The following is a 25,978-nucleotide window of genomic DNA, read 5'->3' as shown; positions in this document are numbered from 1 at the left end:
TATATATTCAAAGATTATGCCTTCAATTATGCAAGGTCACGTACCTTTGGCTCACGCTCCCATAAGCGAGTTTTAGCATTTTCGATAAAACCATCAACATCGTCAAGCGGCGTTACAAACGCATCTTTTTCGATAGGCAGTTTGCTCAAAATGTGCTCTTCAGTCGCAGGGCAATATGCGATCGCTTTGCAATGCGCATAAGCATCATTAAACCAGTCTAGTGCTGCACTGTCTTTAGCCAGCTTTTTAGCTGGTGGATGCATGATGATACTTACTATCGCATCAAAGATGACTGACGGCGCGCCAGCCAAACGCTCATCCGTTTGAATGCGCGTACCGTTATCTAACGTCACTTCCTTATTAGGAGCAACGATTTTGACATTAGCACCAGCTGCACGGGCGGCTTTTTCAAACTTCTCAACTTCGCTATGGCTAGAACCTTCAGCAACTAAAATACCAACCAAACGACCTTCCAAACTCTTAGGTGTGATACCAATGGTTTGAACAGCTTTAGACGTCTCTAAATCCTGTACAGGAGCGGCAGCATCAGCAGGCTCTGGAAGCTCCATACCAAGTGCTGTGGCCACACGATTGGCCAAATCTTCATCGATATGACGTAGATGGCTCAGCGTACGGGTGCGTACATGCGCAGTATCCACTTTACCTAGCTCAAACGCATATGCAGAAGCAATGTGTGCCTGTCCTGTCGCCGTCTGGCTGCGATAGAACATACGTGGCTGGCTGTAGTGATCAGCAAAGCTTTCTGCTCTGATGCGACCTTTTACGCCATCATCCAAGCGCTCTTGGAATGATGCAAACCCACGTTTGACGCTTTCACGAGGTCGTGTTGGATCCAAACTTTGTGGTTCATACATCACGCGCGTTTTAGGCACTTGCATTTGCATATGACCATCTTGCTGATTGTTTGCAAATGGGCATTTTGGTGCATTAATTGGAATTTGGGCAAAGTTTGGTGAGCCCAAACGTGATAACTGCGTGTCTAGATAACTAAATAGACGCCCTTGTAGTAAAGGATCGTTACTGTAATCAATCCCTGGTACGACGTGCGATGGACAGAACGCAACTTGCTCGGTTTCTGCAAAGAAATTATCTACATTGCGATTCAAGACCATTTTACCAATGATTTTTACTGGTACTAGCTCTTCTGGAATAAGCTTGGTCGCATCTAAGTGATCGAATGGGAAGTTATCCGCTTCTTCTTCCGTAAATAACTGTACGCCAAATTCCCATTCAGGATACATCTCGTTATCAATGGACTCAAACAAGTCGCGGCGATGGTAATCAGGATCCGCGCCAGAGATTTTTACTGCTTCGTCCCATGTGGTCGATTGTACACCCAGTACTGGTTTCCAATGGAAACGTACAAACGTACTCCTACCGTCTTTATCAATCAAACGGTAGCTGTGAATACCAAAACCTTCCATCATACGTAAGCTACGTGGCAGACCACGATCACTCATGAGCCAAATCAGGTTGTGCATGGTTTCAGGGCTCAAAGACACAAAATCCCAAAAAGTATCGTGTGCTGAAGCCGCTTGCGGAAATCCGCGATCTGGCTCAGGCTTAACCGCATGAATCAAATCTGGAAATTTAATTGCATCTTGAATAAAGAAGATTGGCATGTTGTTACCAACGATGTCCCAATTACCTTCTTCGGTATATACTTTGACAGAAAATCCACGTACATCGCGTGGTGTATCTTTTGAGCCTTTATTACCCGCAACTGTCGAGAAGCGTGTGAAAAGTGGCGTCTGTTTACCAGTTTCAGTCAAAATTTTGGCCGTCGTATACTCTTCTAACGATTCGGTCAGCTCAAAATAACCATGCGCTGCACTACCGCGAGCATGAACAATACGCTCAGGGATACGCTCATGATCAAAATGATTGATTTTTTCGCGTAGTACAAAATCTTCTAACAATGTAGGTCCACGTGAACCTGCTTTTAGAGAGTTTTGATTGTCAGAGATAGGCACGCCTTGCTGCGTTGTTAATACTTTGGTGTCATCGCCTGCGCGCTGATGGGTTTCACCACCGTTACCACGTTCAGAATTCATGTCTTTGGCTGGGTCGGTATGATCGATATTATTATTCATAAAACATCCTAGCTAATGAGTAAAATGGTCTTTTTTAGACCATTAAAAGTGTGCTTACACAGGTTTAGTATCCATTGAGATAATGCTGACTTCATCTGTCGATTATTTATCTGTGTGTTTGTATAACCGATTATCAAATAATATAAAGAAATAAAAAATATAAAGGAATAAAAGGCATACGGGTTATCTTACCCAAAAATTAAGTTGCGTATATGGTGAACCTTGTTGATGTTTGGTTAAAGTATGCGTTCAGAAAGTTCTATAAACCCCGTATTTAATACGAGCAGTAACGTTAACAATCCAATCTTGTAATGTAGTTATTCTTTAAGGTATGCTTTTATGACGTTCCAAAATTATCGATAAATGATAGTGGCATGGTGTTTAGCCATCTCTTTATCGCCTTCTCATACAACTATAAGGCTATCTACTATGCTACCAACATCAAATATCTTATCCAAAAAACCTTATCGCTCATTGCTAGTAGGTGCATCAATGGGCGTCATGGCATTGACGTTTAGTCAGACGGCAGCTGCCATCACGACCAAGAACATTACTTATACCGTCGATGACCAAGCCTATGAAGGCTATTACGCCAAAGCCGACAAGCCCAATGCCCCTTTTATCTTACTGATTCATGATTGGGACGGCCTCACAGACTATGAGCGTAAGCGCGCTGATATGTTAGCGAATGAGGGCTATAACGTCCTCGCCGCAGATATGTTTGGGCAAGGCATTCGCCCTACGTCCGTTGAAGAAAATAAGCGCCTAACGGGTGCCCTATATGATGATCGCAGTAAAATGCGCCGCATACTAGAAGGTGCGTTGAATGCGGGTCGCTTGCAAGGAAATGATGTGCGTGAAGGCGTAACCATGGGATACTGTTTTGGGGGTACGGTTGCTTTAGAGTTAGCACGTTCAGGCTTCCCGCAAAAAGCCTTCGTGCCTTTCCACGGTGCTTTTGATATCCCAACGGGACAGAACTATGATAAAACCACAGGAGAGATTTTGGTATTCCACGGCTCTGCCGATGAGTCCGTTTCGCTAGAGAGTTTTGCTACTTTGGGCAAAACGTTAGAAGCGGCCAAAGTACCTCATGAGATGGTGACCTACAGCGGCGCACCACACGCCTTTAGCGTGTTTGGAAGCGACCGTTACGATGCGCGTGCTGATGAGCGTTCTTGGAAACGTTATTTAGATTTTTTAGCCAACGAATATAAATAGCGCAAATCATCTATACGAAGACCTTATTCGTAGAATTATTGTATTAGAAAGCCATAGTTATTATATAAAAAACACCTTATAAAAACCCAAGATAGATCACATTATTCTATCTTGGGTTTTTTATATGGTGTTTTTTAGAAGCATGAATGGCTTCAATCTGCTTTGGTAAAGACCAATATCTGGTTATTGGCAGGCAACGCATAACTATTGCTCAGCGTTAGATCATGCTGACTTGCTAACGCTATAATATCTTTTTTATCACGAATACCACTTTTTGGATCGCGCTGACGCAGGCTTATATCAAATTGTTGATTGCTGGCACTCGTATAATGACCATTTTCGTTAAAGGGGCCATAGGCAATGAGTTTGCCGCCTAGAGGCAAAGTATCACCTGCCAATGCAAATAAGCGCTCTACTAACGACCACGCAATGATGTGCAAAGTGTTAGCCGTAAAGAAGGCGTCATAAGGTACATTAACATTTGTATTGACAGGTATGGGATCACTGGACAAGTCGAATGCCAATGGCGCATATAAATTGTTCGCAGGATACGCGGCATGCCACGCATGAATGCCGACGTGGTTTGCTAGAACATCACTGGTCTGCCATGTTAAGTGCGCGAGTCTTGGGGCAAAATACACGCTATGCTGACCCGTTCCTGAACCGACTTCCAACACGTGAGCCGTTTCTACCAACTCTTTTTGTAAAACAGATAAAATGGGTTGTTTGTTGTTTTCACAAGCTTGAGAAAACGGTAACGCCTCAGAGGGCATAAAATCAGTATTGCTATATATCATCGTATTTTCACTTCTTATATGATAAGTAGCACCATATGGATAATAAGGCTAATGATGCTAATAAATCCCAGCTTCTAGTCCCGCCGCAAGTGTCATCGCTAGCGTCTCTACTTGTTCAGTAAAGTCATCCTGCCACTCGCCTTGTAGTATCAGAGCCTCTTGTATCCATGACCAGCGCAAACCTGTCGTAATCGTCTTCATCGCACGTTTAGTACCTGTGCCATCCTGCCCTGCTCGAATATATAAGGCAAACGGCAATCCTTGCTTCTCCTCTAAAACAGGATAATAACAACGATCAAAAAAGTCTTTGGTCAACCCTGCCATATACGCAAGGTTCTCAGTCGTGCCCAGTAATAGCGCATCGGCAGCCAACACGTCTTCTGGCTGCGTATCTTGCGGCGACTTAATAATAACCTTGATGTCTATATCAGGATGATTGGCACCCTTGTAAGCAGCTTGCGCTAACTTTTCAGTATTGGGCGATGGTGCATGCGCGACGATAAGTAAGGTTTTGGCAGCCATAGTCAGCCCTTAATCAAGCGGTTTTGCACATCTAAAAACGACATTTTGCGTAATATCAGGATGGATGCTGTTGGCGACTGGGCAAGTCAGTGCAGTGTTATAAAAGATCGTTTGCGTTCTATCATCAAGCTCTCTGTTAAAAGTCACGATGACATGTATTTCGCTCACGCGCCTTGGGTCGGCCGCCATGATTTTGGTCACTTCAGCCGTTGTTCCTGCGAGATCGACATCCATATCACGGGCTTTGATACCGATAATGGTCAGCATACAACTGGCTAAACTGGTCGCTAATAAATCAGTTGGTGAAAATGCCTCGCCCTTGCCTTGATTGTCCGTTGGCGCATCGGTGATGATTTCATTGTTTGATTGCAAATGGATGGCGGTGATACGCAAATCGCCTTGGTAGGTTACTTTTGAGGTTGTCATTGGGTTTCTCTTTGTTGATTATTATTAGATATTCAAATATATTTAGACTGAATCATGGTAACAATACTAACATTGTTCACAACCTTTCTAGTAGGTCAAATAATATCAATACATTTTTAGCTAAGTATTTCAATATAAAATTAGAAAATCATTGATTCCAATAACGCTACTAGATAAAAGATATAAAATAAAGACTTTCTATTGGTAATATAGTTCGGTCTTTAATACTATTAACCAGCTCATATCTTACTAAACGACAATTCTAGCAGAGTAGGCGCTGACTAAAATCTCTTTCGAATGTAGTAGTTATTTCTAGTTAAGAAATACTTTGAAGTTTAAGAAAAGCACTACTTAACTTATGACTATGGATACAGTCTTGAGCAAAACGCGTAATAAAAGCGCCACACCTTGCTAAGGGCATAGCGAATATTTTATTCGTATACAGCAATTGTTAGATTAAAATACTCGGTGCATGTAAATTTTGCAAAAACGATCCTTTACTAACTCAAGAAAATCATCGATGTCAGTGAGACCTCTAAGGTCATCCATTCTAACAACAATTATTCGAATACCATCCCGAGTTAAGTGTTCATGTAACCTATAGACCGCACCTCTGTTTTGGTTGTCTCCATTAATAAAATCACCAGTCACACCATTTACTGCTATGAAAATTCCTGTAGTGAGATGTTTTAATCGTATCTTTGCTGCGAAATTATCAATTAAATGGGCACCAGCTGGTCGCGACCAATTTTTGCATTCAATTGATATCAGGTTATCCCAAGGCTGAAAAACTTCAGTGGTTTTTGCATTCCATAGTAAAAGGTCAACTTCTTCAGCCGGTCCATTAATGTTTTTTTCCCTTACCTCAATTCCGTCGATACAATTAAACAAATAGCTCGACAGGATCTCTAAGGAGTTCCCTTTATCTTGATTTGTTACAGCACTATCCACAGACTGAATATGAGTAGCAAAGATGGCAGCATCAAACATCATCCACCTCTATACATTATATTTAATAGTTGCTGCTTAAGTGCAAAATAGAGGTCTTTTGGTGTTTCAATTTCAATGAGATCATCTCTATCTAAAGAAACTATCAATATTCCGTATTCATCTTTAATCTTGTTAGCGAAGGCTGCAGCATTTCTTCTATTTTTTGCAGTAGTTAATAGCACTAAGCTACGAAGCCCTTGTTTTTTGATTTTTTCAGCTAAATGATACCATTGATTAGAATTCATTGAATTCAGGGCTTTGAGCTCAACTGGTATAGGATTCCCTAAAGACTGAAGCTCTGGATCCTCAGCAGAATTCCATAACATAAAATCGAAGGAGTCACTTGAGTGACCCTTTTCAGCTTCAATGACTTTCCATTGATTGACACCCTTAGCTAACTCAAGAAACCACTGTTCAAATAGTGCATGCCTCTTGGCTCCATTAAATGCATATAAATCTCGATACTTCAGCTCTGGTGCATAATTGTTAAAATACGAATCAAAGAAATATTTCGAGTCAATATTAGATGATCGAAATGAAAACTCTGATTTAGACCCGCGATCTATCGCTTGAAAGACCTCATAAGCCACACGCTCAAAGTTGCCATGTTCAGCAATAATGCACTTTTGGTGAGAAATATCGAAAGGGATCTGACTATGTGATCGAGCAATAATTATTACGTTTTTCTTTGCACCTTGAGCCAAGCCTAGCTCATAATAAATATTTGGATTTCCTCTAGAAATATAAAATACAATCACATCACACATCTCCAAAAGTGATTGTATCTTATTAATAGTAGGTAGTTCTGGGTTAAGTCTATCTATAGTTTCAACTCGAATTTCTTTCTGCCCATCAAACTCATATAATATTTTAGATATTGGCTCTTCAATATCTATGTCATCTGATATAAAACCTACTCTTTTCATGATAATCCTTTTATATACAATTCTTATTCCTAACCCCATTGTGATTGCCAAACATATCGAGTTTTTCTTAAACATTTTGTTAAACTTTTTATTTTTCTTATCTTTGCCTTTATCTTACGACTGCTTCACTTTCTAAAATAAATAACTGATTAATCAATATAAACTCTCGAATATCATCACTTAGATTATGACGAGGTTCCTGATGTGCTCGATTGTTACGATAAGCCATATACACACTCGTAAACAGCGTTGCTCTCCCTTTAGACTCACCTGAATCTAAGTTTTCCCAATACAAAACTGAATCATCACCTTGGAATGCTTTTGCAAATAGCTTGACACCATTTTCATTGTTCAAGCCTGTACGCGCTTTGACAATAGATTCCAATTTCCGGTATGCACCCATGATTGCATTATCTGGATTCTTGTCAAATTCCAATGCCAGTTCGATCAGGCGTGGGTCAAGCAATGCCATGGGAATGGTAAGCGGAAACTCGCTAAAAATACTACGTTCACGTTCCTTGTAAGTATAAGCAGACTCATACCACCTAGCAGGACGCACTGGATTGATACTATTAATATATTCTATATCTTTAACGGTTAAACTTGAACTGGAGATACGTTCAAAAATTGATTTTGAAATGATGAATTCATTAATATTGTCTGTATAGTTGCGTAATAGGTTTAATACAAATGCATATCCTTTTGGTGCCTCTCCATTGTAACCAGAAGCAAAACCATCTTTAACAATGACTTGAATATCATATCTGAGGGTTAGCAATAGCGCATGAGCATGTAGGTAAGCTTCTTCAAAAGTGAGTATTTTCACGTCTTTTATGTCTTCACCAGCATGTATAAGCCGTATGACTGCCTCTTTACATATTTGTGTGACTCCGCTGTCGCCTAGATATTGAATACCCGCAAATTTAGCTTTCACTTTTTCCTCACCTCAATTACCTAATGCAGAGTGTAGCTGTAACCTATGGAATAAAACTATATTTATAGCCCAGTGATAATAAAGAAGCCAAAAAACAGATTTTCCGCCTAAAATTTTATAAGTGTAAGTTCATCATTCTTAGACTGATTGTCTAACGTAGCTTGGAACACCAATCTTATATAAGTAAACTACAACAAGTTATTAAGCGCTTCTAGACTCTCAGGCCCACCATCCAGTCGAACACACTCAACAGCATCTTGTTCCCAAGCGGCAGCTGACTCTGTATGCAGATGAACAGATACTTTTGAAGCAACTGGTTCATCGAGCAAACCAGCCGGAACCCAAACCATACCACTATCTCTTAAGCTATTCGGAACCAGACTACCACACACTGAGCAAAAATCACTTCTGTAACCACTCTGCTTTTTATACGATTTAATATCGCTTTCACCTGATATCCAATGAAAGGCGTTGTCCTGCACAAAAGTAGCAGTGTTGGCTGACGCTCCAGTAGCCTTTCGACAAAGCGAACAGTGACATTGATAAAAGTTTCGAATCTCCCCCGAAATCTCAAATTTTACATTGCCGCAGAGACACTCACCTTTCATTAATTAGTCCTTCAAAATTTGATGCTTTATTATTTTTTAGAATGCGACCATATATAATGTACCGCATAAGTAAAATATCAGATATTAGAAATAACTTTAAAAAATATGCCTGTTAAAGATCAAACTCAGTAATATGCAACAGCTCACCCGCGGGTCCCCACAAATAAAATACCTTGCCCCAAGCCTCTTGTTCAATAGGCGTAATTCTTGTCTTATGCTCGGAGCTTGAGCACACATCGAATGCTTCTTCGATATCTGAGACGCAGATTTGTAACATGAAATTATCTGCCAACTCTTGATTATAAAAGCGTTGAAGATATAGGAAAGACGATCCATTTTGAAAGAGTGTCAAATCGTCGGTTACGAACTCACGTTTAAAACCAATTTCCGCATAAAAAGATTTTGAGATTTCATAATCCTTACTTGGCACAAACACTTTTATATCAGTTACATTCATGATCATTTCCAGAAATAGTTAAAGCCGTATTAAAAATTTTACTAATAGTGAAGCGAAATATGAAATAAACCCGACTAAGCTTGCTGCTATAGGTCTAACTCATTTATAAATTTCTTAGCCATTTTTGGACTTTTTAACCTAACAAACTTTATGTGACGATACTTAGGATCATTAAACATTTCTATATAACGAACGCGGTTGCGATTATATGTTTTTAACGTCCAAAGGATAACCGAGTCACGACTAAAGAATGACTTACGGAATGTCTCCACATTGCCAGTTTTATCCCAAAGCTCAGTTTTCGTTATTGAACGAATAAAGGCACGTTTGATAGCTTGATATATAGTACGAGAAAATGGGTAATCTATCCAAATCACGTGATCGACGCCTGCCCATTTTATATCGACTGTTCTATTATAATTGCCATCGAGAACCCATCTTTCTTGCGACAAAGTACTGTCAAGCTTGGCAAAGAACTCTTCATCGCTAGATTCTTGCCAATTAGACTTCCAGAACATCGCATCCATTTCAAGATACGGATAGCCCAATCTTGTCGCTAACATACGGCTAAAAGTAGATTTTCCACTGCCACTCGTTCCAACCACATTAATCTTCTTCATAGCTTTGTACCTAAAATATTACCTAAACCTATAATAATAAGCTAAATAAGAGTCTACTCAAATTTCATGCAGAAGAAACCAAACGAACGATACGTTATCTATTGCTTAAACCTTCTCCCTTCATGTGTAAACCATACCAAATAACAAAAACCCAGCCCCAACATATTGGTTGTAACAGGGTTAAAGGCCTCAATTAAATACTCTGGGCTGACAAAACCTACAAAGAGTAGTAGCAGTAGTAAAACGACCACTGCCATATAAATTGGAATAATAGATTTTCTAAAAAATAGGATTGAGCCACCTAAGAGCACCTCACCAATACCAGATAATAGAGAAACTATATTGGCAGGAATATCGAGACCACTTAAAGAAACCAAATGGGTTTCAACTGGGCTTAACCATAGTATCTTTGGCACTAAGCCATGATAAATAAAGAAGAAGCCGAGTGATAATCTGCTGATAAATGAGATATGAGTAAGCTTAGAGTTTTGCATTTAAAAAGCGCGTCTCATGTTCTGGTGATGGTAAAGTACAGTAGTCATATTTACCAAAAAGGCGGTAACGGTTTAGGGCAACACGGTCATACATCCAATCACGTACTGGTCTTGGAATAATGCTAAAGATACAAGCCGTTTTCCACGGATAACCCAGCTTTGCCATTATTTGAAAAAAAGCGTCACTTTTTTGGAAAGCCTGACCACCTTCTACATAGAGCATCGTCTCATAAGAATCGGTAGGTAGGCCAAAATGAAGCAGTATTGCTTGACCCTCTTCTGACTGTACGCTGCACAATTTAAAGAGACGGTATTTATCATGTTTGATGATAAAGTTACTCCATGCGTTGCACAACTTGCAAACACCATCGAAAAGAATGACTTTATCTGAAGCGCTGATATAAGGAGGGAGTTTGTCTGTATTCATGGTTTTGCTCTTTAAAATGATAATGTAGCATTAACCAAAGTTAGCACTAATCTTTCTGAGCAACAATACAAATATAAGCTTTGAATCAACTTTATTCAATTAATAACTGAATATCTGAAAGGCTGATAATAAACAAAGCATAAGATAAAGACATGCTGAATATCAGCATAATGAAAGCAACCATATGAAATATGAATAGTAAGTAGAACGAATATAATTGGCAGCAAGTGTAAAGCGCAGAATTATCAGAATTACAGGCAAAGAAAATCCCCCGACACGTTAATGTCGGGGGATTTTCAGGAATAGAGAGCTGACGATGACCTACTCTCACATGGGCGAACCACACTACCATTGGCGCTACGATGTTTCACTTCTGAGTTCGAGAAGGGATCAGGTGGTTCCATCGTGCTATTGTCGTCAGCAAAGGGGGTTAGATATGAGTCTGTTTGTGTGACTTTTGATAAGTACCACATAACCTAACTGAATCAAGGTTAAGGTGATATCGAAATATACTTTCTTATTCTAAAGCTTTCGCTTTGCAAGATAGATTAATTAGACTTGATACAAACCACTTGGGTGTTGTATGGTCAAGCCAAACGAGCAATTAGTACAGGTTAGCTACACGCATCGCTGCGCTTCCACACCCTGCCTATCAACGTCCTAGTCTTGAACGGCTCTTTAGGGAAATCTAATCTTGAGGTGGGCTTCCCGCTTAGATGCTTTCAGCGGTTATCCCATCCGAACGTAGCTACCGGGCAATGCCACTGGCGTGACAACCCGAACACCAGAGGTTCGTCCACTCTGGTCCTCTCGTACTAGGAGCAGATCCTCTCAAATTTCCAACGCCCACGGTAGATAGGGACCGAACTGTCTCACGACGTTCTAAACCCAGCTCGCGTACCTCTTTAAATGGCGAACAGCCATACCCTTAGGACCTGCTTCAGCCCTAGGATGAGATGAGCCGACATCGAGGTGCCAAACACCGCCGTCGATATGAACTCTTGGGCGGTATCAGCCTGTTATCCCCAGAGTACCTTTTATCCGTTGAGCGATGGCCCTTCCATACAGAACCACCGGATCACTAAGACCTACTTTCGTACCTGCTCGACTTGTGGGTCTCGCAGTTAAGCGCGCTTTTGCCTTTATACTCTACGACCGATTTCCGACCGGTCTGAGCGCACCTTCGTACTCCTCCGTTACTCTTTAGGAGGAGACCGCCCCAGTCAAACTACCCACCATACATTGTCCTCGGTATTGTTATACCTGAGTTAGAACCCCAACATGACCAGGGTGGTATTTCAAGATTGGCTCCACCAAGACTAGCGTCTCGGCTTCAAAGCCTCCCACCTATCCTGCACAAGTCAGGTCAAAGTTCAATGTAAAGCTGTAGTAAAGGTTCACGGGGTCTTTCCGTCTAGCCGCGGGTACACAGCATCTTCACTGCGATTTCGATTTCACTGAGTCTCTGCTGGAGACAGCGCTGCCATCATTATGTCATTCGTGCAGGTCGGAACTTACCCGACAAGGAATTTCGCTACCTTAGGACCGTTATAGTTACGGCCGCCGTTTACTGGGGCTTCGATCAAGAGCTTCGCTTACGCTAACCCCATCAATTAACCTTCCAGCACCGGGCAGACATCACACCCTATACGTCCACTTTCGTGTTTGCAGAGTGCTGTGTTTTTAATAAACAGTTGCAGCAGCCTGGTATCTGCGACTGCCAATAGCTTACGGAGCAAGTCCTTCACCATCAGCAGCGTACCTTCTCCCGAAGTTACGGTACCATTTTGCCTAGTTCCTTCAGCAGAGTTCTCTCAAGCGCCTTGGTATTCTCTACCTGATCACCTGTGTCGGTTTAGGGTACGATTCGTTTATGACTATCGCTTAGAAGCTTTTCCTGGAAGCATGGTATTTGCCACTTCGCTGTACAAGTACAGCTTGCTATCAGATCTCGGTATAAAATAGCCCGGATTTACCTAAGCTATAAACCTACATCCTTCCACCTGGACAACCATCGCCAGGCTGGCATAACCTTCTCCGTCCCTCCATCGCATCATAAACAAGTATCGGAATATTAACCGATTTCCCATCGACTACGCCTTTCGGCCTCGCCTTAGGGGTCGACTCACCCAGCCCCGATTAACGTTGGACTGGAACCCTTGATCTTCCGGCGTGCGAGCTTTTCACTCGCATTATCGTTACTCACGTCAGCATTCGCTCTTGTGATACCTCCAGCATGCTTTACAACACACCTTCACAGGCTTACACAACGCTCCCCTACCACTTGAAAACAAATTCAAATCCGCAGCTTCGGCTCCTAGTTTGAGCCCCGTTACATCTTCCGCGCGGGCCGACTCGACTAGTGAGCTATTACGCTTTCTTTAAAGGATGGCTGCTTCTAAGCCAACCTCCTAGCTGTCTATGCCTTCCCACCTCGTTTCCCACTTAACTAGGAATTTGGGGCCTTAGCTGGCGGTCTGGGTTGTTTCCCTCTCCACAATGGACGTTAGCACCCACTGTGTGTCTCCCGGATATCACTCATCGGTATTCGGAGTTTGCATCGGTTTGGTAAGTCGGTATGACCCCCTAGCCGAAACAGTGCTCTACCCCCAATGGTGTTCGTCCGAGGCGCTACCTAAATAGCTTTCGGGGAGAACCAGCTATCACCGAGTTTGATTAGCCTTTCACCCCTATCCACAAGTCATCCCCTGGCTTTTCAACGACAGTGGGTTCGGTCCTCCGGTGCCTGTTACGGCACTTTCAACCTGCTCATGGATAGATCACTCGGTTTCGGGTCTATACCCTGCAACTAGACGCCCTATTAAGACTCGGTTTCCCTACGGCTCCCCTAAACGGTTAACCTTGCTACAGAATATAAGTCGCTGACCCATTATACAAAAGGTACGCGGTCACCCAACAAGTGGGCTCCCACTGCTTGTACGCACACGGTTTCAGGTTCTATTTCACTCCCCTCACAGGGGTTCTTTTCGCCTTTCCCTCACGGTACTGGTTCACTATCGGTCAGTCAGGAGTATTTAGCCTTGGAGGATGGTCCCCCCATCTTCAAACAGGATTTCTCGTGCCCCGCTCTACTTAATATGTTAATGCTAATGTTTCGAATACAGGACTATCACCTACTACGGTCAGCTTTCCCACGCTGTTCTTCTACATTAGTACTAATCGGCTTCTCCCCGTTCGCTCGCCGCTACTAGGGGAATCTCAATTGATGTCTATTCCTAAGGGTACTGAGATGTTTCACTTCCCCTCGTTCGCTTCCTAATAAATTAGGATACCTAGCTTATGCTAGGTGGGTTTCCCCATTCAGAAATCTCCGGATCACAGGATATTGCCGCCTCCCCGAAGCTTATCGCAGGCTGTCACGTCTTTCATCGCCTCTGACTGCCAAGGCATCCACCATGTGCGCTTCATTACTTGACCATACAACCCCAAGTAGTCTTTCGACTAAGTAGTGTCATACACTCTAATTAATGATAACGATATCACCTATGTTTACGCTTGATTCAGTTCTCTTATTTCTTTTTAGCAATCAACCCCTGGGATAACAACTGATGTCGTTAAAGAGCTGATTACTAAGGTTAAGATGTGCGCGTGAACACGCTCATCCTAACCCAGACTCATATCTATGTTTTTAAATAGTCTCTATGCTCTCGTCGAGTCATAGATTTCCGTATAAAACAGAAAGAAGTAATCTTATTAAAATCACTTGTTTCTATTTGATACCTATTTTATTTATTCGCATCCTAAGCTTAACTAAAGTAGTGGTGGAGCCAAACGGAGTCGAACCGTTGACCTCCTGCGTGCAAGGCAGGCGCTCTACCAACTGAGCTATGGCCCCATATAAATGGTGGGTCTAAGTGGACTTGAACCACTGACCCCCGCGTTATCAACACGGTGCTCTAACCAGCTGAGCTACAGACCCAATACGTCCTAAAACGTAAGCTTAAACTAAAGAACAACTTGTTGTGAATTCTTGCTGACCGAATGCTGTCTATAAGGAGGTGATCCAGCCGCAGGTTCCCCTACGGCTACCTTGTTACGACTTCACCCCAGTCATCAACCACACCGTGGTGATCGCCTTCCTTACGGTTAGGCTAACCACTTCTGGTGCAATCAACTCCCATGGTGTGACGGGCGGTGTGTACAAGGCCCGGGAACGTATTCACCGCGGCATTCTGATCCGCGATTACTAGCGATTCCTACTTCATGGAGTCGAGTTGCAGACTCCAATCTGGACTACGATAGGCTTTTTGAGATTCGCATCACATCGCTGTGTAGCTGCCCTCTGTACCTACCATTGTAGCACGTGTGTAGCCCTGGTCGTAAGGGCCATGATGACTTGACGTCGTCCCCGCCTTCCTCCAGTTTGTCACTGGCAGTATCCTTAGAGTTCCCGGCTTAACCCGCTGGTAACTAAGGACAAGGGTTGCGCTCGTTGCGGGACTTAACCCAACATCTCACGACACGAGCTGACGACAGCCATGCAGCACCTGTATTCTAATTCCCGAAGGCACTCCCGCATCTCTGCAGGATTCTAGATATGTCAAGACCAGGTAAGGTTCTTCGCGTTGCATCGAATTAAACCACATGCTCCACCGCTTGTGCGGGCCCCCGTCAATTCATTTGAGTTTTAACCTTGCGGCCGTACTCCCCAGGCGGTCTACTTATTGCGTTAGCTGCGTCACTAAGTCCTCAAGGGACCCAACGACTAGTAGACATCGTTTACGGCGTGGACTACCAGGGTATCTAATCCTGTTTGCTACCCACGCTTTCGAGCCTCAGTGTCAGTATGATGCCAGAAGGCTGCCTTCGCCATCGGTATTCCTCCAGATCTCTACGCATTTCACCGCTACACCTGGAATTCTACCTTCCTCTCACCTACTCTAGCCTGACAGTATCAGATGCAGTTCCCAGGTTAAGCCCGGGGATTTCACATCTGACTTATCAAGCCACCTACGCTCGCTTTACGCCCAGTAATTCCGATTAACGCTTGCACCCTCTGTATTACCGCGGCTGCTGGCACAGAGTTAGCCGGTGCTTATTCTGCAGCTAATGTCATCGTCTCCGGGTATTAACCGAAGAGTCTTCTTCACTGCTTAAAGTGCTTTACAACCAAAAGGCCTTCTTCACACACGCGGCATGGCTGGATCAGGGTTTCCCCCATTGTCCAATATTCCCCACTGCTGCCTCCCGTAGGAGTCCGGGCCGTGTCTCAGTCCCGGTGTGGCTGATCATCCTCTCAGACCAGCTACAGATCGTCGCCATGGTAGGCCTTTACCCCACCATCTAGCTAATCCGACTTAGGCTCATCTAATAGCGAGAGCAACAAGTTGCCCCCTTTCTCCCGTAGGTCGTATGCGGTATTAATTCGAGTTTCCCCGAGCTATCCCCCACTACTAGGTAGATTCCTAAGTATTACTCACCCGTCCGCCGCTCGTCATCTTCTAGCAAGCTAGAAATGTTACCGCTCGACTTGCATGTGTTAAGCCTGCCGCCAGCGTTCAATCTGAGCCATGATCAAACTCTTCAGTTTAATCTTGCTATGAAGCTCTTTAAAGAAGCTTCTAAACTTGGCTCATCTAATCTGGCAAAATCGCTAAAAATTATGTTCGTAATGAATTAACTTTGAGTTTTTCTGCTGTCTTAAATGATAATTTTTATAGTTAATAATCTTCCCGAAAAGAGAAAATAGTCAACTTTATTTTTTAGCATTCTGAATCAGCAAAAATCCACACAAGTTGTTCTTTAGTTATGCTTTTAAATAATGCCTGTCACTGTCGTCCAGTAGCAGTTATCTCTTAACTAATTATTACATAGCCAATGTGGCTTATCCTAATTAGCGAGCTGACTATCATATCATGATTTAATAGACTGTCAAGCTTCTTTTTTAATTCGTTTCAATAAGTTAGCTCGCTAATTTTAGTGATTACTCACTCAGTTATTAACTGCTTTGCCTTAATGAGGTGCGTATTATAGACGCTTTATTCTTAGTGTCAAGGGTTTATTTTAAGTTTGTTTGAATGACCTGAATCAATCAGATATCCAACTAACCTTCCCTTTCGACTGGGTGGCATTATACGGGGTTTTATCTCGTTGGCAAGCGCTTATTCGAGTTAATTGTTGATTTATCCTACCTCATTTTGAATACTAGATATTTTTCAATGAGTTATAGATTTTAATAGTTTGGCTTATTTATAAGAAAGAGGGTTTAATAGGTAGATAGCTCTTATAAGATCAATGGACATAAAAAAAGCCACTATACATGCTAGTGGCTTTTTAGTGGTATTCATTAACAATATTTAAGATTGGAGCTACAATGGTTCCAGCTTTTGGAATCATGACTGCTGAACTGTCTACAACCAATCAACTCTATACGTAATCAATCGCCATCATCAAACATAATGCCATCATGATGATAATGGATAGTCCAAAGATTTTATACGCCCATTTTATCTGTTGTTGAACTTGGTCTTGTTCGCTATCGACCTTAATCGGTTTCATGGCGATAAACAGCCAATAACCTGATAACAATAGATGAACTCCCAAATACCAATAGCCAGTTGCATTTAACGCTGTGAGCAAACTACCCACAATTAAGAAAAGAGCAATAGTGATGGCAATATGCCACTGGGTTGTTCTAAACGAGTGCTTGACTGGTAGTACAGGAATACTGGCTGCGCTGTAGTCTTTTTTGCGAAATACAGCAATGGCATACGCATGCGGCATCTGCCAAATGGCAAACATTGCAAATAGCACCCAATACACACCATCAATAGAAGGCGTCAGCGCGGCATAACCAATCACTGGAGGAATAGCACCAGAGAAGCTCCCAATAAACGTACCCCAAACGGATTGACGTTTGAAATACAGACTATAAAATCCGACATAAACGACATAGCCGAACAGCGCCGAATACAGAGCCAATGGCGTGGTAGCTGCTAGACATAATACACCAATGCCCAGTAATACAATCGCATACAGTATCGCATGCGCAATAGAGAGCTCGCCTGTGACCAAAACACGATCACAAGTGCGCTGCATCTTTGAGTCGATATCACGGTCGATGATGTTATTAATCACACAACCAGAAGCTATGACGGTTAAGGTCCCGATTAAGACCTGAAGCAATACCAGCCAATCGGGGTTGCCTTTAGCGGCTAAAAAATAGCCACCCAACACGGTGATAGCATTACCAAAGACGATGCCAGGTTTGATCACCTGAACAAGCGGTTGTTTGGCAACATCGAGTTTTAACTGTGCAAGTTTATTCATGATTATCCATCAGTTAATATCGTCAAATACCTTAATTACATCGGTAAAATATTACCATCTAGAACAATGATGAGTCCTCAACCAGCGACCCATCATTGGGGCATTTGCGATAGCTTACATACGCCAAATTAATAGCGCAGATAATAACGGCAGTGACTGCCCTACTGTTGCATTCCAGGCATGTCTGAATGATCAGACATATCTGAGTGATCTTCTTGCGTGGTAGCAGGATTACCCTGCGTATGAGGTTGATACGTATCTGGTAGATTTAACCTATCCTCAAAACCTTCAAGCTCACGGTCTAATCGAGGTGTACCATCTGCATTGGTAGGCATTTGCATAGGCATCTCTTCGTCCATACCCATACCCATGTCCATATTCATATCTTGACCCATGCCAGGCATCATGTGTTCGTTAGCGTTATGCATGATCCATAAAGAACCGACCATGACAATCGCAACCACAAACAACGTGAACAAAAAGCTATAAAGCGTATTGCGCTGCTCAGGGCTAAAGTCCATATGCAAGAAGAAGTAAACTTGTACAAAAACCTGTACAGCTGCAAAGATACCAATCATCCAAATTGCACTGGTCCCTGACATTGTACCGCTCATTATTAGCCAAAACGGAATGACCGTTAAGACTGCCGATAGTACAAAGCCGGTAAGGTAACTCTTTTTACTACCATGACTGCTCTGACCGTGGCTGACATCCCCATGTGCATGAGCCTGCTGAGCTGCATGCAAATTTTCATTTTTCATAATGCCACTCCTACTAGATACACTAGTGAAAAGACGCAAATCCACACGATATCCAAAAAGTGCCAGAACAGACTTAGACATCTTAAACGCGTCATCATACGCTCAGAAAGACCAAATTTGTTTAACTGGAACAGCGTAAAGAATAACCAGCAGATACCGACTGTTACGTGGATACCATGCAAACCGACTAAGCTAAAGAAGCTCGATAAGAAAGCACTGCGATCAGGTCCAAAGCCTTCGACAATCAGGTGATGGAATTCATAGATCTCCATCCCAATGAAACCCATGCCAAATAATGCAGTAATAATCAGCCAAGTCTTAAGCTTTGCCATGTTGTTCTGATAAGCACCAAGCATAGCAAAACCAAAAGTAATACTACTGATTAGTAGCAAGAAGGTCTCAACTAAAACAAACTTAAGGTCGAAAATATCTTTAGGACCTGGACCATCTGCCACACCAACATTCAACACTGCATAAGTGGCAAAAAACGTCGCAAACAAAATCAAGTCGGTCATCAAATAAACAAAGAAACCCAAGACTTTATTGCCCTGTGCATCCAAATGGTCTGGATGGTGCGGGTCACTATGGTTAAAGTAATCTATATTGCCTTTGTTATGATCATCAGACGGCAACAACTCCTCACCGTTGTCGTCTGGCAAATTACTATTTACTTCATGTTTATTCATACTTTCGGTACCACTCATAATCCGTCTCCTGCGTGTGCCGTACGAAGACGCTCATAGTAAGCATTTTCAACTTTTTCAATTTCATGAACCGGTACGATATAATCGATATCACGTTTATTGGCTTCACGAATAACAAAGAAAATCATGACGAAGAAAGACACTATTACTAACCACCAGATATGCCAAACAAAAGCAAAACCAAAGACAAAGGTCAGCAGACCAATAATCACACCAGAATCTGTATTTTTAGGCATATGTATTGGGCTGTAGTAATTAGGCGCTTTGTCTGACGTCCAACCACTGTCTTTCAGATAAGCTAAGGCATCAAGATCGTTAATGACCGGCAACTGAGCAAAGTTATAAAACGGTGCAGGTGACGGTGTGCTCCACTCCAAAGTACGACCATTCCAAGGATCACCACTAACATCAGCAAGACGTTTACGGTCGCGATAGCTGACATAGAACATCATCAACTGGCTGAAAATACCGAACATGATAATAAAAGCACCAACAGCAGCAATGATTAACCAGAACTGCCATGAATCATTAGCATAATGGTTGGTACGGCGTGTCATACCTAAGAAACCTAGAACATATAGCGGCATGAAGGCTGTGAAGAAACCAATGATCCAACCCCAAAAAGCGCGTTTGCCCCATTTTTCGTCCAAACGATAGCCAAACATCTTCGGCCACCAGAATGCAATGCCTGCAAAATAACCAAATACCGCACCACCAATGATGGTGTTATGGAAATGCGCAATCAAGAACAGACTGTTATGCAACACATAATCAATACCAGGAACCGCTAGCATAACGCCTGTCATACCACCAACCGTAAAGGTAATGATAAAACCAATGGTCCACATAATCGGGGTACCAAAAATAATCTTGCCGCGATACATGGTAAACAGCCAGTTAAAGACCTTAACCCCTGTAGGAATGGCAATAATCATGGTGGTAATACCAAAGAAGGCATTAACATTGGCGCCTGAGCCCATCGTGAAGAAGTGATGCAACCAAACGATGAAACTTAAAACAGCAATGACGAGAATGGCATAAACCATACTGACGTAGCCAAACAGTTTTTTCTGCGAGAAAGTCGATATGACTTCTGAGAAAATACCAAAAGCTGGTAATACCAAGATATAAACTTCTGGGTGACCCCAAATCCAAATCAGGTTGATATACATCATGACGTTGCCGCCAGCATCATTGGTAAAGAAGTGCATACCAAAGTAGCGATCAAGCGTCAGCATAATTAACGTTGCGGTTAATACTGGGAAAGCGGCAACGATCAAGATATTGGTACAAAGTGCTGACCAAGTAAAAATAGGCATATGCATCAGATTCATGCCAGGGGCACGCATCTTTAAGATAGTTACTAAGAAGTTGACACCCGTCAGCAACGTTCCTAATCCTGATAACTGCAAGGCCCAGATATAATAATCCACCCCCACTGTCGGACTGAAGTTTAGCTCTGATAATGGTGGATAAGCCAACCAGCCTGTCGCGGCAAAGTCGCCAACTACTAGCGAGACGTTGACCAATAGAGCGCCAGTAACGAATAGCCAAAACGACAATGAGTTTAGGAACGGAAAGGCCACATCACGTGCGCCAATCTGTAAAGGTACAATCGCATTCATTAGTCCTACAACCAATGGCATAGCGACGAAGAAAATCATGATCACGCCGTGGGCCGTGAAAATCTGATCATAGTGATGCGGAGGCAAATATCCTGTCTCAGGATAGTTGGCCAGCATCTGATGGGTACGCATCATAATGGCATCACTGAAACCGCGTAGTAACATAACGATGGCTACAACGATATACATGATACCAATTTTTTTATGGTCAACTGAGGTTAGCCAGTCATGCCAAAGTGTACCCCAAAGCTTCTTTTTGGTTAGAAAAACTAAAACCGCTAGCCCAGCCAAGGCCATCATACCACCAGCCATCATAATGATAGGCTCATGGTAAGGTATTGCCTCGAGGGACAATCTACCGAGTATTGCTTCCATAGTCGCCTCTCCTATTAGTGAGCGTCATCTTCTTGCGCATCATCTTTATTTGATGGCGCTGCTGGGTTGATACTACCTTCACCATCCTCCTTCAAATCAGACTCTATACCTTCTACCACAGCGACTTCATTATCACGCTGGTTGACTTCATTTGGCGCTACAAACTGATTTTGTTGTTTGGTATCTGAACCATACTGATTCACAATATAATCAAACATATTAGGTTGCGTCGATTTGAAGTATTCGATGGCATGGTTCTCTGATGGTTTCGCTAATTCTTCATAGACAGCGGTATCAAGAACTTTATTGTCCTCAGCTTTAACTTTAGCTACCCAATTATCAAAACCTTGATTGTCAACAGCATGAACTAAGAACTTCATATCTGAAAAACCAGGACCACTATAATTAGAAGATAGCCCATTATAGATACCTGGTTCATTGGCAACTAAATGTAGCTGCGTTACCATGCTTGACATGGCATAAATTTGGCCACCAAGTCTCGGAATGAAGAATGAGTTCATGACTGAATCAGAGGTAATCTTAAAGCTAACTGGTCGATCTACAGGCATATAAAGCTCATTGACGACGGCAATATCTTGCTCTGGGTAGATAAACAACCATTTCCAGTTTTGCGCCACAACTTGAATCACAAGCGGTGGATTTTCGCTTGTCGTCTCTAGCGGCTTATAGGGATCGAGTGCGTGGGTACTTTTCCACGTAATCACAGCCAAGATAGCGATAATAATAATGGGGATAGTCCACATTACTATTTCAATCCAAGTGTTGTGTGACCACTGCGGATCGAAGTCTTTATCAGCATCTGGTCTATCCGCACGATAGCGGTAGGTAAACCAGACTGTCATGACGATGACTGGTATAACCACAATCAACATCAAGATAGTAGTAACAATGAGAAGCTCTTTAGTTTGCACGCCAACTTCGCCTTTGGGATCTAATATCCCTGTATCACAGGCGGTCAGGAGCAAGCTGCTTATCAAGACTACTAAGTTGGCTTTGAGCCAGATTGGTAATTTGAAAAACGTCATGCCTTGTTAACCTTATATTCGGTCAATTTTGTTAATATTTGCTAAATTTTAGAGACATTCTATAACTGTCATTAGCTTGTAGCCGACAGCAAAGAAATGACGCTCGATTTTTACCTTATTTATACTCTTAATTTAGCAAAGAAAATATACGGCAATTCTAACGCTGTAAAGAGTGCAAACAAGGTCAACAGATTGCAACAATAACCAATAAAGTAAATCTCACGTTCATCTACCTAATCAAATAAGTAACACAGGATTAAAAAACAGTAGCAGTTATGCTCTGTTTTTTAATCCTGTGAGATTGGGAATTGGTAAATCGATTTACTAAGAGGGTATCAATAATTCAGAAAAGCTTACTCCAATGTTAAATTTTGTCTGAATGCCAGAACAATATTACACACAATATACAAGGTATAAAACCTTCAGAAGCAAGCTTATCTAATTCACACACACTATACGCCTCTTTTTTTAAAAAGCACTATCTGCAACAAAATAGAAATAAAAAAACATGTTTTCACTATTCAAAAGCTATAAATTGAGCTTGAAATTTTTGTATTTTTGAGTATGAGAGAGAATGAAGATAGCGTAGAGAGGTTTTATGAGTCAATGGAGACTGGGATAGTATCTATAAAACGGGGGGAATAAGCTTGGCTGTTCGGCTCACGAAAGCGACGAACAACTGAGGCTAGCAGAAAGTAAAATGAAGGATATTTATATTCAATAAGAGGGATATAAAGCTTATATAGACAAGGGTTATAAACATACATACAAAACGTCGTGCCTTACTTCTTTATGAGACATATTGCACTCAATAGGCAACATGTCTCATTATAAAATTATTCATTTAGTATCAACTATAGATATCAAAGAACATATCTGTATGAGCATTAAGCCAGGTTAGAAACGCATACGTAAAGTGGTGACAATACCTGACAACGCATAAATAACCCCAATGGCCAAGATACCTACTGGTATATCATATAGCACGATACTCATTACCAGCACACCGACGATCAGAACCACAAAAGGCACTTTCTTTTTGTCAAATTCTTTAAAACTGTAGTACTTAACATTGCTGACCATTAACAAACCACAAGTTACTACCCAAGCAGCAAACAACAACATGATTGCCGTATCGTATTGCCCTATCCATTCATTATGATCAATGGCAACCATCACTGCAGACGTGACTAAAATAGCAGCAAGTGGGCTGGCCAAACCAACAAAATATTTTTTATCAACGATGCCAACCTGCACATTAAACCGTGCCAAACGGAATGCCGCGCAAGCAGTAAAGACAAAGGCACAACCGATGCCGATACGACCTAATGACTGCAGAGCAAAACTATAAATCAAGATAGCGGGTGCCACACCGAATGCTAACATATCCGCCAGTGAGTCATATTGCTCGCCAAAAGGGCTTTGTGCATTCAGCATCCGCGCAACGCGACCATCTGCACCATCCAAAATGGCAGACAAAAAGATGGCTAGCGAGGCTTTATAAAACTCGCCTTGCGTACTCGCTAAGATCGAGTAAAAGCCTGACAGTAGAGACAAGGTCGTAATCAAATTGGGCGCTAAATAAACGCCGCGGCTAACCACTCGCTTGCCTTCCGCGACTTCTGCTTCAATCACCTCAAAGGTCAAGCCATCATAACTGTCATTATCCGCTAGGCGAATATTGAACTCATGCTCGTCGACGAAGGGCGGCTGGGTGGCCGCACTGTCTTGTAACAATCCATCATTTAGCGGTGTATTATCTGATTGGTTGCTTGGTGGCTGCTTGTTAGTCATCTCAATATCCTTATTACCAACATGGCGTCATTGCTAGCATGGTTACTCGCCGACCAGCCAGCGCACATTGGTCGCACTATCAGGCGTTAAGTCTGGTGCGTCTGCTACCTTTAATGCAGGCTGTAAAAAGCGTAATATTTCACGCGCATGATTGTCGAATTGCCAAGGCGGATTGATAACCAATAAACCCGTGCCGTTCAGACCTACTGCTACATCGTTTGGATAAATGTTTAGCTCACACACCAGCTGGCGACGCATTTCGGTACGCTTAAGCTTTTTATAAAACAGCTCAACCGCTTCCATATTCTTAATAGGGAACCAAAGCGCATACGTGCCTTGAGGCCATTTGTTATAAGCAGCGACTAATAGATTGATGAGACGCGTGAAATCCTTATGCTCTTGCTCATAAGGGGGATCAAGAAAAATTAGGCCACGTTTTTCTTTTGGTGGAATAACGGCCGTAATCCCTTCAAAAGCATCTCGATGTTGAATGCCGATTGGCAACTTATGTAGTTGATAATTTAGTGCATCATATTCGGTGGCTTTGGCTTCAAACGCCTCACCACGAACGCCTGCCTCAGGATTTTTTTCAATATGATGAGCAACCCACCAAGGAGAACCAGGATACACTTTGCTGTCATAAGTGAATCTGGCTTGCTTAATGCCTTCCATGTAATCTTTGACAGCAGATGGTGCCTTTTCGGTATCTGCTTGCAATAAAGCTTGGATACCACCTTTGGCTTCTCCTGTCTTGCGCGCTTCTTCACTGCTCAGTGAATACAGTCCACGACCGCCATAGGCGTCAAGCACATAAAAAGGTTTGTTTTTCTGCCCCAATTGATTAAGCAGTTGTACCAATAAAATGTGTTTAACCACATCAGCAAAGTTACCAGCGTGGTAGGCGTGTTTATAGTTCATAATCTCAAAAGTTTAAATAAGAAAAATTGCATCTATGGTAGCATAGGCAGAGTAAAAGATAATGTGGTTTTAGTAAGTGCTTTCAATAAAAACAGGCTAATTGACGGTATATTGACAGCTGATTGATAAGAATGAGATGAAATGACGAAGATTATTAGCAATCTTGACGTGACAGACATCGTGGCCCAGAATCCGATCGGTCAGGACAATCCCCCTTTACTGTCTCCACATGGCCACAATGATACTGAGCAGCCGCTAACCCAAGAGGTATTGCAACTGTCTGATTTTGCAGTGAACTGGGAAGATAAGCTGACGGACAAACAGCTCGATGCATTTGTCACTGATGGTTGGCTCATTATTGATAATGTATTTGATAAGACGACATTACTTGCGCTACAGGCTGAAAGTGGTTTTATCGACTATCGGGATGCTGCCCTAACCGATGGCATTCGTATTAGTGATATACGCGGTGATAGAATACGCTGGATCACTGAAAACTTCTTTGCAGGCTATTATTACTTGCAAAGCATCAATGCCCTGGCCTCCTTATTCAATCGTAGCTTGTTCGCCGGTATTCGGCATAGTGAAGCACATTACGCCTGCTATCCAATTGGTTTTGGCTATAAGTGGCACAGTGACAATCCTGCTGGACGTGATGAACGCGTTATTTCAGCGGTATTTTATCTCAATGATGACTGGGAACCTACTGACGGCGGCGCACTAGAAGTTGTTGATAAACATGGCGTTCATCATGAAGTGATGCCAGTTGCCAATAGACTCATCATCTTCGATAGCGATCTACGACATCAAGTGCAAACAGCCCACCGTCAGCGCTATTCTATTGCCACTTGGATGCGCCGAGATGGTTTGGTCCCATTTGTGGAAGAAAACAATTAAATCATTTTCAACTTTAACTCTAAATATTGACT

General features: G+C 42.4%; 21 protein-coding genes, 2 tRNA genes and 3 rRNA genes. 2 read left to right on the top strand and 24 right to left on the bottom strand.

The window, feature by feature from the left end; translation table 11 throughout:
• Positions 1 to 26 precede the first annotated feature (26 nt).
• Positions 27 to 2,114, bottom strand: coding sequence for a catalase (locus A3K91_RS03375; protein ID WP_062843995.1), 2,088 nt, complete (start codon positions 2,112 to 2,114; stop codon positions 27 to 29).
• A 429-nt stretch (positions 2,115 to 2,543) separates the two neighbouring features.
• On the opposite strand from A3K91_RS03375, the gene A3K91_RS03370 reads away from it, so the two are divergent.
• The gene (locus A3K91_RS03370) at positions 2,544 to 3,335 is read left to right on the top strand and encodes a dienelactone hydrolase family protein (RefSeq protein WP_062843994.1); all 792 of its coding nucleotides are present in this window, start codon (positions 2,544 to 2,546) and stop codon (positions 3,333 to 3,335) included.
• Positions 3,336 to 3,487: 152 nt separating this feature from the next.
• On the opposite strand, the gene A3K91_RS03365 is transcribed toward A3K91_RS03370, so the two are convergent.
• The 23 genes from A3K91_RS03365 to A3K91_RS03255 all read right to left on the bottom strand — a co-directional run bounded on the left by A3K91_RS03365 (position 3,488) and on the right by A3K91_RS03255 (position 25,049).
• Positions 3,488 to 4,132, bottom strand: a complete 645-nt coding sequence (locus A3K91_RS03365; RefSeq protein WP_208855357.1) for a DUF938 domain-containing protein — start codon at positions 4,130 to 4,132, stop codon at positions 3,488 to 3,490.
• A 57-nt stretch (positions 4,133 to 4,189) separates the two neighbouring features.
• On the bottom strand, positions 4,190 to 4,654 hold the full coding sequence (locus tag A3K91_RS03360) for a flavodoxin family protein (protein ID WP_062843993.1): 465 nt from the start codon (positions 4,652 to 4,654) through the stop codon (positions 4,190 to 4,192).
• 9 nt (positions 4,655 to 4,663) lie between these two features.
• A complete protein-coding gene (locus A3K91_RS03355) occupies positions 4,664 to 5,080 on the bottom strand; it encodes an OsmC family protein (protein WP_062843992.1) in 417 nt (138 codons plus the stop codon).
• Positions 5,081 to 5,536: 456 nt separating this feature from the next.
• Entirely contained in the window at positions 5,537 to 6,073 is a 537-nt protein-coding gene (locus A3K91_RS03350; RefSeq protein ID WP_208855356.1) for a hypothetical protein, read from the bottom strand.
• Entirely contained in the window at positions 6,070 to 6,996 is a 927-nt protein-coding gene (locus A3K91_RS03345) for a hypothetical protein (RefSeq protein ID WP_062843990.1), read from the bottom strand. The genes A3K91_RS03350 and A3K91_RS03345 overlap by 4 nt, the downstream gene beginning before the upstream one ends.
• A gap of 109 nt (positions 6,997 to 7,105) precedes the next feature.
• Positions 7,106 to 7,930: a TIGR02391 family protein gene (locus A3K91_RS03340; protein WP_062843989.1), complete on the bottom strand. Its 825-nt coding sequence runs from the start codon at positions 7,928 to 7,930 to the stop codon at positions 7,106 to 7,108.
• Between the two features lie 188 nt (positions 7,931 to 8,118).
• Positions 8,119 to 8,538 carry a GFA family protein gene (locus tag A3K91_RS03335; protein WP_062843988.1) on the bottom strand — a complete coding sequence of 140 codons (420 nt, stop codon included), beginning with the start codon at positions 8,536 to 8,538 and terminating at the stop codon, positions 8,119 to 8,121.
• A gap of 112 nt (positions 8,539 to 8,650) precedes the next feature.
• Positions 8,651 to 8,995: a VOC family protein gene (locus tag A3K91_RS03330; protein WP_062843987.1), complete on the bottom strand. Its 345-nt coding sequence runs from the start codon at positions 8,993 to 8,995 to the stop codon at positions 8,651 to 8,653.
• Positions 8,996 to 9,081: 86 nt separating this feature from the next.
• Positions 9,082 to 9,615 (bottom strand): shikimate kinase, encoded by a 534-nt coding sequence (locus A3K91_RS03325; protein ID WP_062843986.1) that lies wholly within the window; start codon positions 9,613 to 9,615, stop codon positions 9,082 to 9,084.
• A gap of 98 nt (positions 9,616 to 9,713) precedes the next feature.
• Positions 9,714 to 10,109, bottom strand: coding sequence for a DoxX-like family protein (locus A3K91_RS03320; protein ID WP_062843985.1), 396 nt, complete (start codon positions 10,107 to 10,109; stop codon positions 9,714 to 9,716).
• Positions 10,096 to 10,536, bottom strand: a complete 441-nt coding sequence (locus tag A3K91_RS03315; protein WP_062843984.1) for a thiol-disulfide oxidoreductase DCC family protein — start codon at positions 10,534 to 10,536, stop codon at positions 10,096 to 10,098. Before A3K91_RS03315 ends, A3K91_RS03320 begins: the two co-directional genes overlap by 14 nt.
• 308 nt (positions 10,537 to 10,844) lie before the next feature.
• Positions 10,845 to 10,958, bottom strand: a 5S ribosomal RNA gene (gene rrf, locus A3K91_RS03310).
• Between the two features lie 161 nt (positions 10,959 to 11,119).
• A 23S ribosomal RNA gene (locus A3K91_RS03305) occupies positions 11,120 to 13,974 on the bottom strand.
• A gap of 342 nt (positions 13,975 to 14,316) precedes the next feature.
• A tRNA-Ala gene (locus tag A3K91_RS03300) sits at positions 14,317 to 14,392 on the bottom strand.
• 7 nt (positions 14,393 to 14,399) lie between these two features.
• A tRNA-Ile gene (locus tag A3K91_RS03295) sits at positions 14,400 to 14,476 on the bottom strand.
• Between the two features lie 72 nt (positions 14,477 to 14,548).
• Positions 14,549 to 16,087: ribosomal RNA gene (locus A3K91_RS03290) — 16S ribosomal RNA — on the bottom strand.
• The 16S, 23S and 5S rRNA genes sit together here with 2 tRNA genes alongside, the layout of an rRNA operon.
• Positions 16,088 to 16,923: 836 nt before the next feature.
• The gene (gene cyoE / locus A3K91_RS03285) at positions 16,924 to 17,826 is read right to left on the bottom strand and encodes a heme o synthase (protein WP_062843983.1); all 903 of its coding nucleotides are present in this window, start codon (positions 17,824 to 17,826) and stop codon (positions 16,924 to 16,926) included.
• A gap of 161 nt (positions 17,827 to 17,987) precedes the next feature.
• Positions 17,988 to 18,587: a cytochrome o ubiquinol oxidase subunit IV gene (gene cyoD / locus A3K91_RS13920; RefSeq protein WP_084387242.1), complete on the bottom strand. Its 600-nt coding sequence runs from the start codon at positions 18,585 to 18,587 to the stop codon at positions 17,988 to 17,990.
• The gene (cyoC, locus tag A3K91_RS03275) at positions 18,584 to 19,291 is read right to left on the bottom strand and encodes a cytochrome o ubiquinol oxidase subunit III (protein ID WP_228139897.1); all 708 of its coding nucleotides are present in this window, start codon (positions 19,289 to 19,291) and stop codon (positions 18,584 to 18,586) included. Before cyoC ends, cyoD begins: the two co-directional genes overlap by 4 nt.
• Positions 19,288 to 21,291 (bottom strand): cytochrome o ubiquinol oxidase subunit I, encoded by a 2,004-nt coding sequence (cyoB, locus tag A3K91_RS03270; protein WP_228139896.1) that lies wholly within the window; start codon positions 21,289 to 21,291, stop codon positions 19,288 to 19,290. Before cyoB ends, cyoC begins: the two co-directional genes overlap by 4 nt.
• A gap of 14 nt (positions 21,292 to 21,305) precedes the next feature.
• Complete coding sequence (gene cyoA / locus A3K91_RS03265) at positions 21,306 to 22,337, bottom strand: ubiquinol oxidase subunit II (protein ID WP_084387241.1); 1,032 nt, start codon at positions 22,335 to 22,337, stop codon at positions 21,306 to 21,308.
• An 897-nt stretch (positions 22,338 to 23,234) separates the two neighbouring features.
• The gene (pssA, locus tag A3K91_RS03260) at positions 23,235 to 24,131 is read right to left on the bottom strand and encodes a CDP-diacylglycerol--serine O-phosphatidyltransferase (protein ID WP_084387240.1); all 897 of its coding nucleotides are present in this window, start codon (positions 24,129 to 24,131) and stop codon (positions 23,235 to 23,237) included.
• A 42-nt stretch (positions 24,132 to 24,173) separates the two neighbouring features.
• On the bottom strand, positions 24,174 to 25,049 hold the full coding sequence (locus tag A3K91_RS03255) for a 23S rRNA (adenine(2030)-N(6))-methyltransferase RlmJ (protein ID WP_062843982.1): 876 nt from the start codon (positions 25,047 to 25,049) through the stop codon (positions 24,174 to 24,176).
• A 141-nt stretch (positions 25,050 to 25,190) separates the two neighbouring features.
• Between A3K91_RS03255 and A3K91_RS03250 the strand changes: the two genes are divergently transcribed.
• Positions 25,191 to 25,946, top strand: a complete 756-nt coding sequence (locus A3K91_RS03250) for a 2OG-Fe(II) oxygenase (protein ID WP_062843981.1) — start codon at positions 25,191 to 25,193, stop codon at positions 25,944 to 25,946.
• The last annotated feature ends 32 nt before the right edge of the window (positions 25,947 to 25,978 follow it).

The sequence above is a fragment of the Psychrobacter alimentarius genome, assembly GCF_001606025.1.
GTDB lineage: Bacteria > Pseudomonadota > Gammaproteobacteria > Pseudomonadales > Moraxellaceae > Psychrobacter > Psychrobacter alimentarius.
This window is presented reverse-complemented; position numbering and strand designations above follow the sequence as displayed.

Coding starts and splice junctions, on each gene's coding strand:
- A3K91_RS03255 (WP_062843982.1), bottom strand. CDS start 25,049: ATGAACTATAAACACGCCTACCACGCTGGTAACTTTGCTGATGTGGTT.
- A3K91_RS03360 (WP_062843993.1), bottom strand. CDS start 4,654: ATGGCTGCCAAAACCTTACTTATCGTCGCGCATGCACCATCGCCCAAT.
- A3K91_RS03355 (WP_062843992.1), bottom strand. CDS start 5,080: ATGACAACCTCAAAAGTAACCTACCAAGGCGATTTGCGTATCACCGCC.
- A3K91_RS03370 (WP_062843994.1), top strand. CDS start 2,544: ATGCTACCAACATCAAATATCTTATCCAAAAAACCTTATCGCTCATTG.
- A3K91_RS03335 (WP_062843988.1), bottom strand. CDS start 8,538: ATGAAAGGTGAGTGTCTCTGCGGCAATGTAAAATTTGAGATTTCGGGG.
- A3K91_RS03320 (WP_062843985.1), bottom strand. CDS start 10,109: ATGCAAAACTCTAAGCTTACTCATATCTCATTTATCAGCAGATTATCA.
- cyoC (WP_228139897.1), bottom strand. CDS start 19,291: ATGAGTGGTACCGAAAGTATGAATAAACATGAAGTAAATAGTAATTTG.
- cyoB (WP_228139896.1), bottom strand. CDS start 21,291: ATGGAAGCAATACTCGGTAGATTGTCCCTCGAGGCAATACCTTACCAT.
- A3K91_RS03350 (WP_208855356.1), bottom strand. CDS start 6,073: ATGATGTTTGATGCTGCCATCTTTGCTACTCATATTCAGTCTGTGGAT.
- A3K91_RS03250 (WP_062843981.1), top strand. CDS start 25,191: ATGACGAAGATTATTAGCAATCTTGACGTGACAGACATCGTGGCCCAG.
- A3K91_RS03330 (WP_062843987.1), bottom strand. CDS start 8,995: ATGAATGTAACTGATATAAAAGTGTTTGTGCCAAGTAAGGATTATGAA.
- A3K91_RS03365 (WP_208855357.1), bottom strand. CDS start 4,132: ATGATATATAGCAATACTGATTTTATGCCCTCTGAGGCGTTACCGTTT.
- cyoA (WP_084387241.1), bottom strand. CDS start 22,337: ATGACGTTTTTCAAATTACCAATCTGGCTCAAAGCCAACTTAGTAGTC.
- cyoD (WP_084387242.1), bottom strand. CDS start 18,587: ATGAAAAATGAAAATTTGCATGCAGCTCAGCAGGCTCATGCACATGGG.
- cyoE (WP_062843983.1), bottom strand. CDS start 17,826: ATGAATAAACTTGCACAGTTAAAACTCGATGTTGCCAAACAACCGCTT.
- A3K91_RS03315 (WP_062843984.1), bottom strand. CDS start 10,536: ATGAATACAGACAAACTCCCTCCTTATATCAGCGCTTCAGATAAAGTC.
- pssA (WP_084387240.1), bottom strand. CDS start 24,131: ATGACTAACAAGCAGCCACCAAGCAACCAATCAGATAATACACCGCTA.
- A3K91_RS03325 (WP_062843986.1), bottom strand. CDS start 9,615: ATGAAGAAGATTAATGTGGTTGGAACGAGTGGCAGTGGAAAATCTACT.
- A3K91_RS03375 (WP_062843995.1), bottom strand. CDS start 2,114: ATGAATAATAATATCGATCATACCGACCCAGCCAAAGACATGAATTCT.
- A3K91_RS03345 (WP_062843990.1), bottom strand. CDS start 6,996: ATGAAAAGAGTAGGTTTTATATCAGATGACATAGATATTGAAGAGCCA.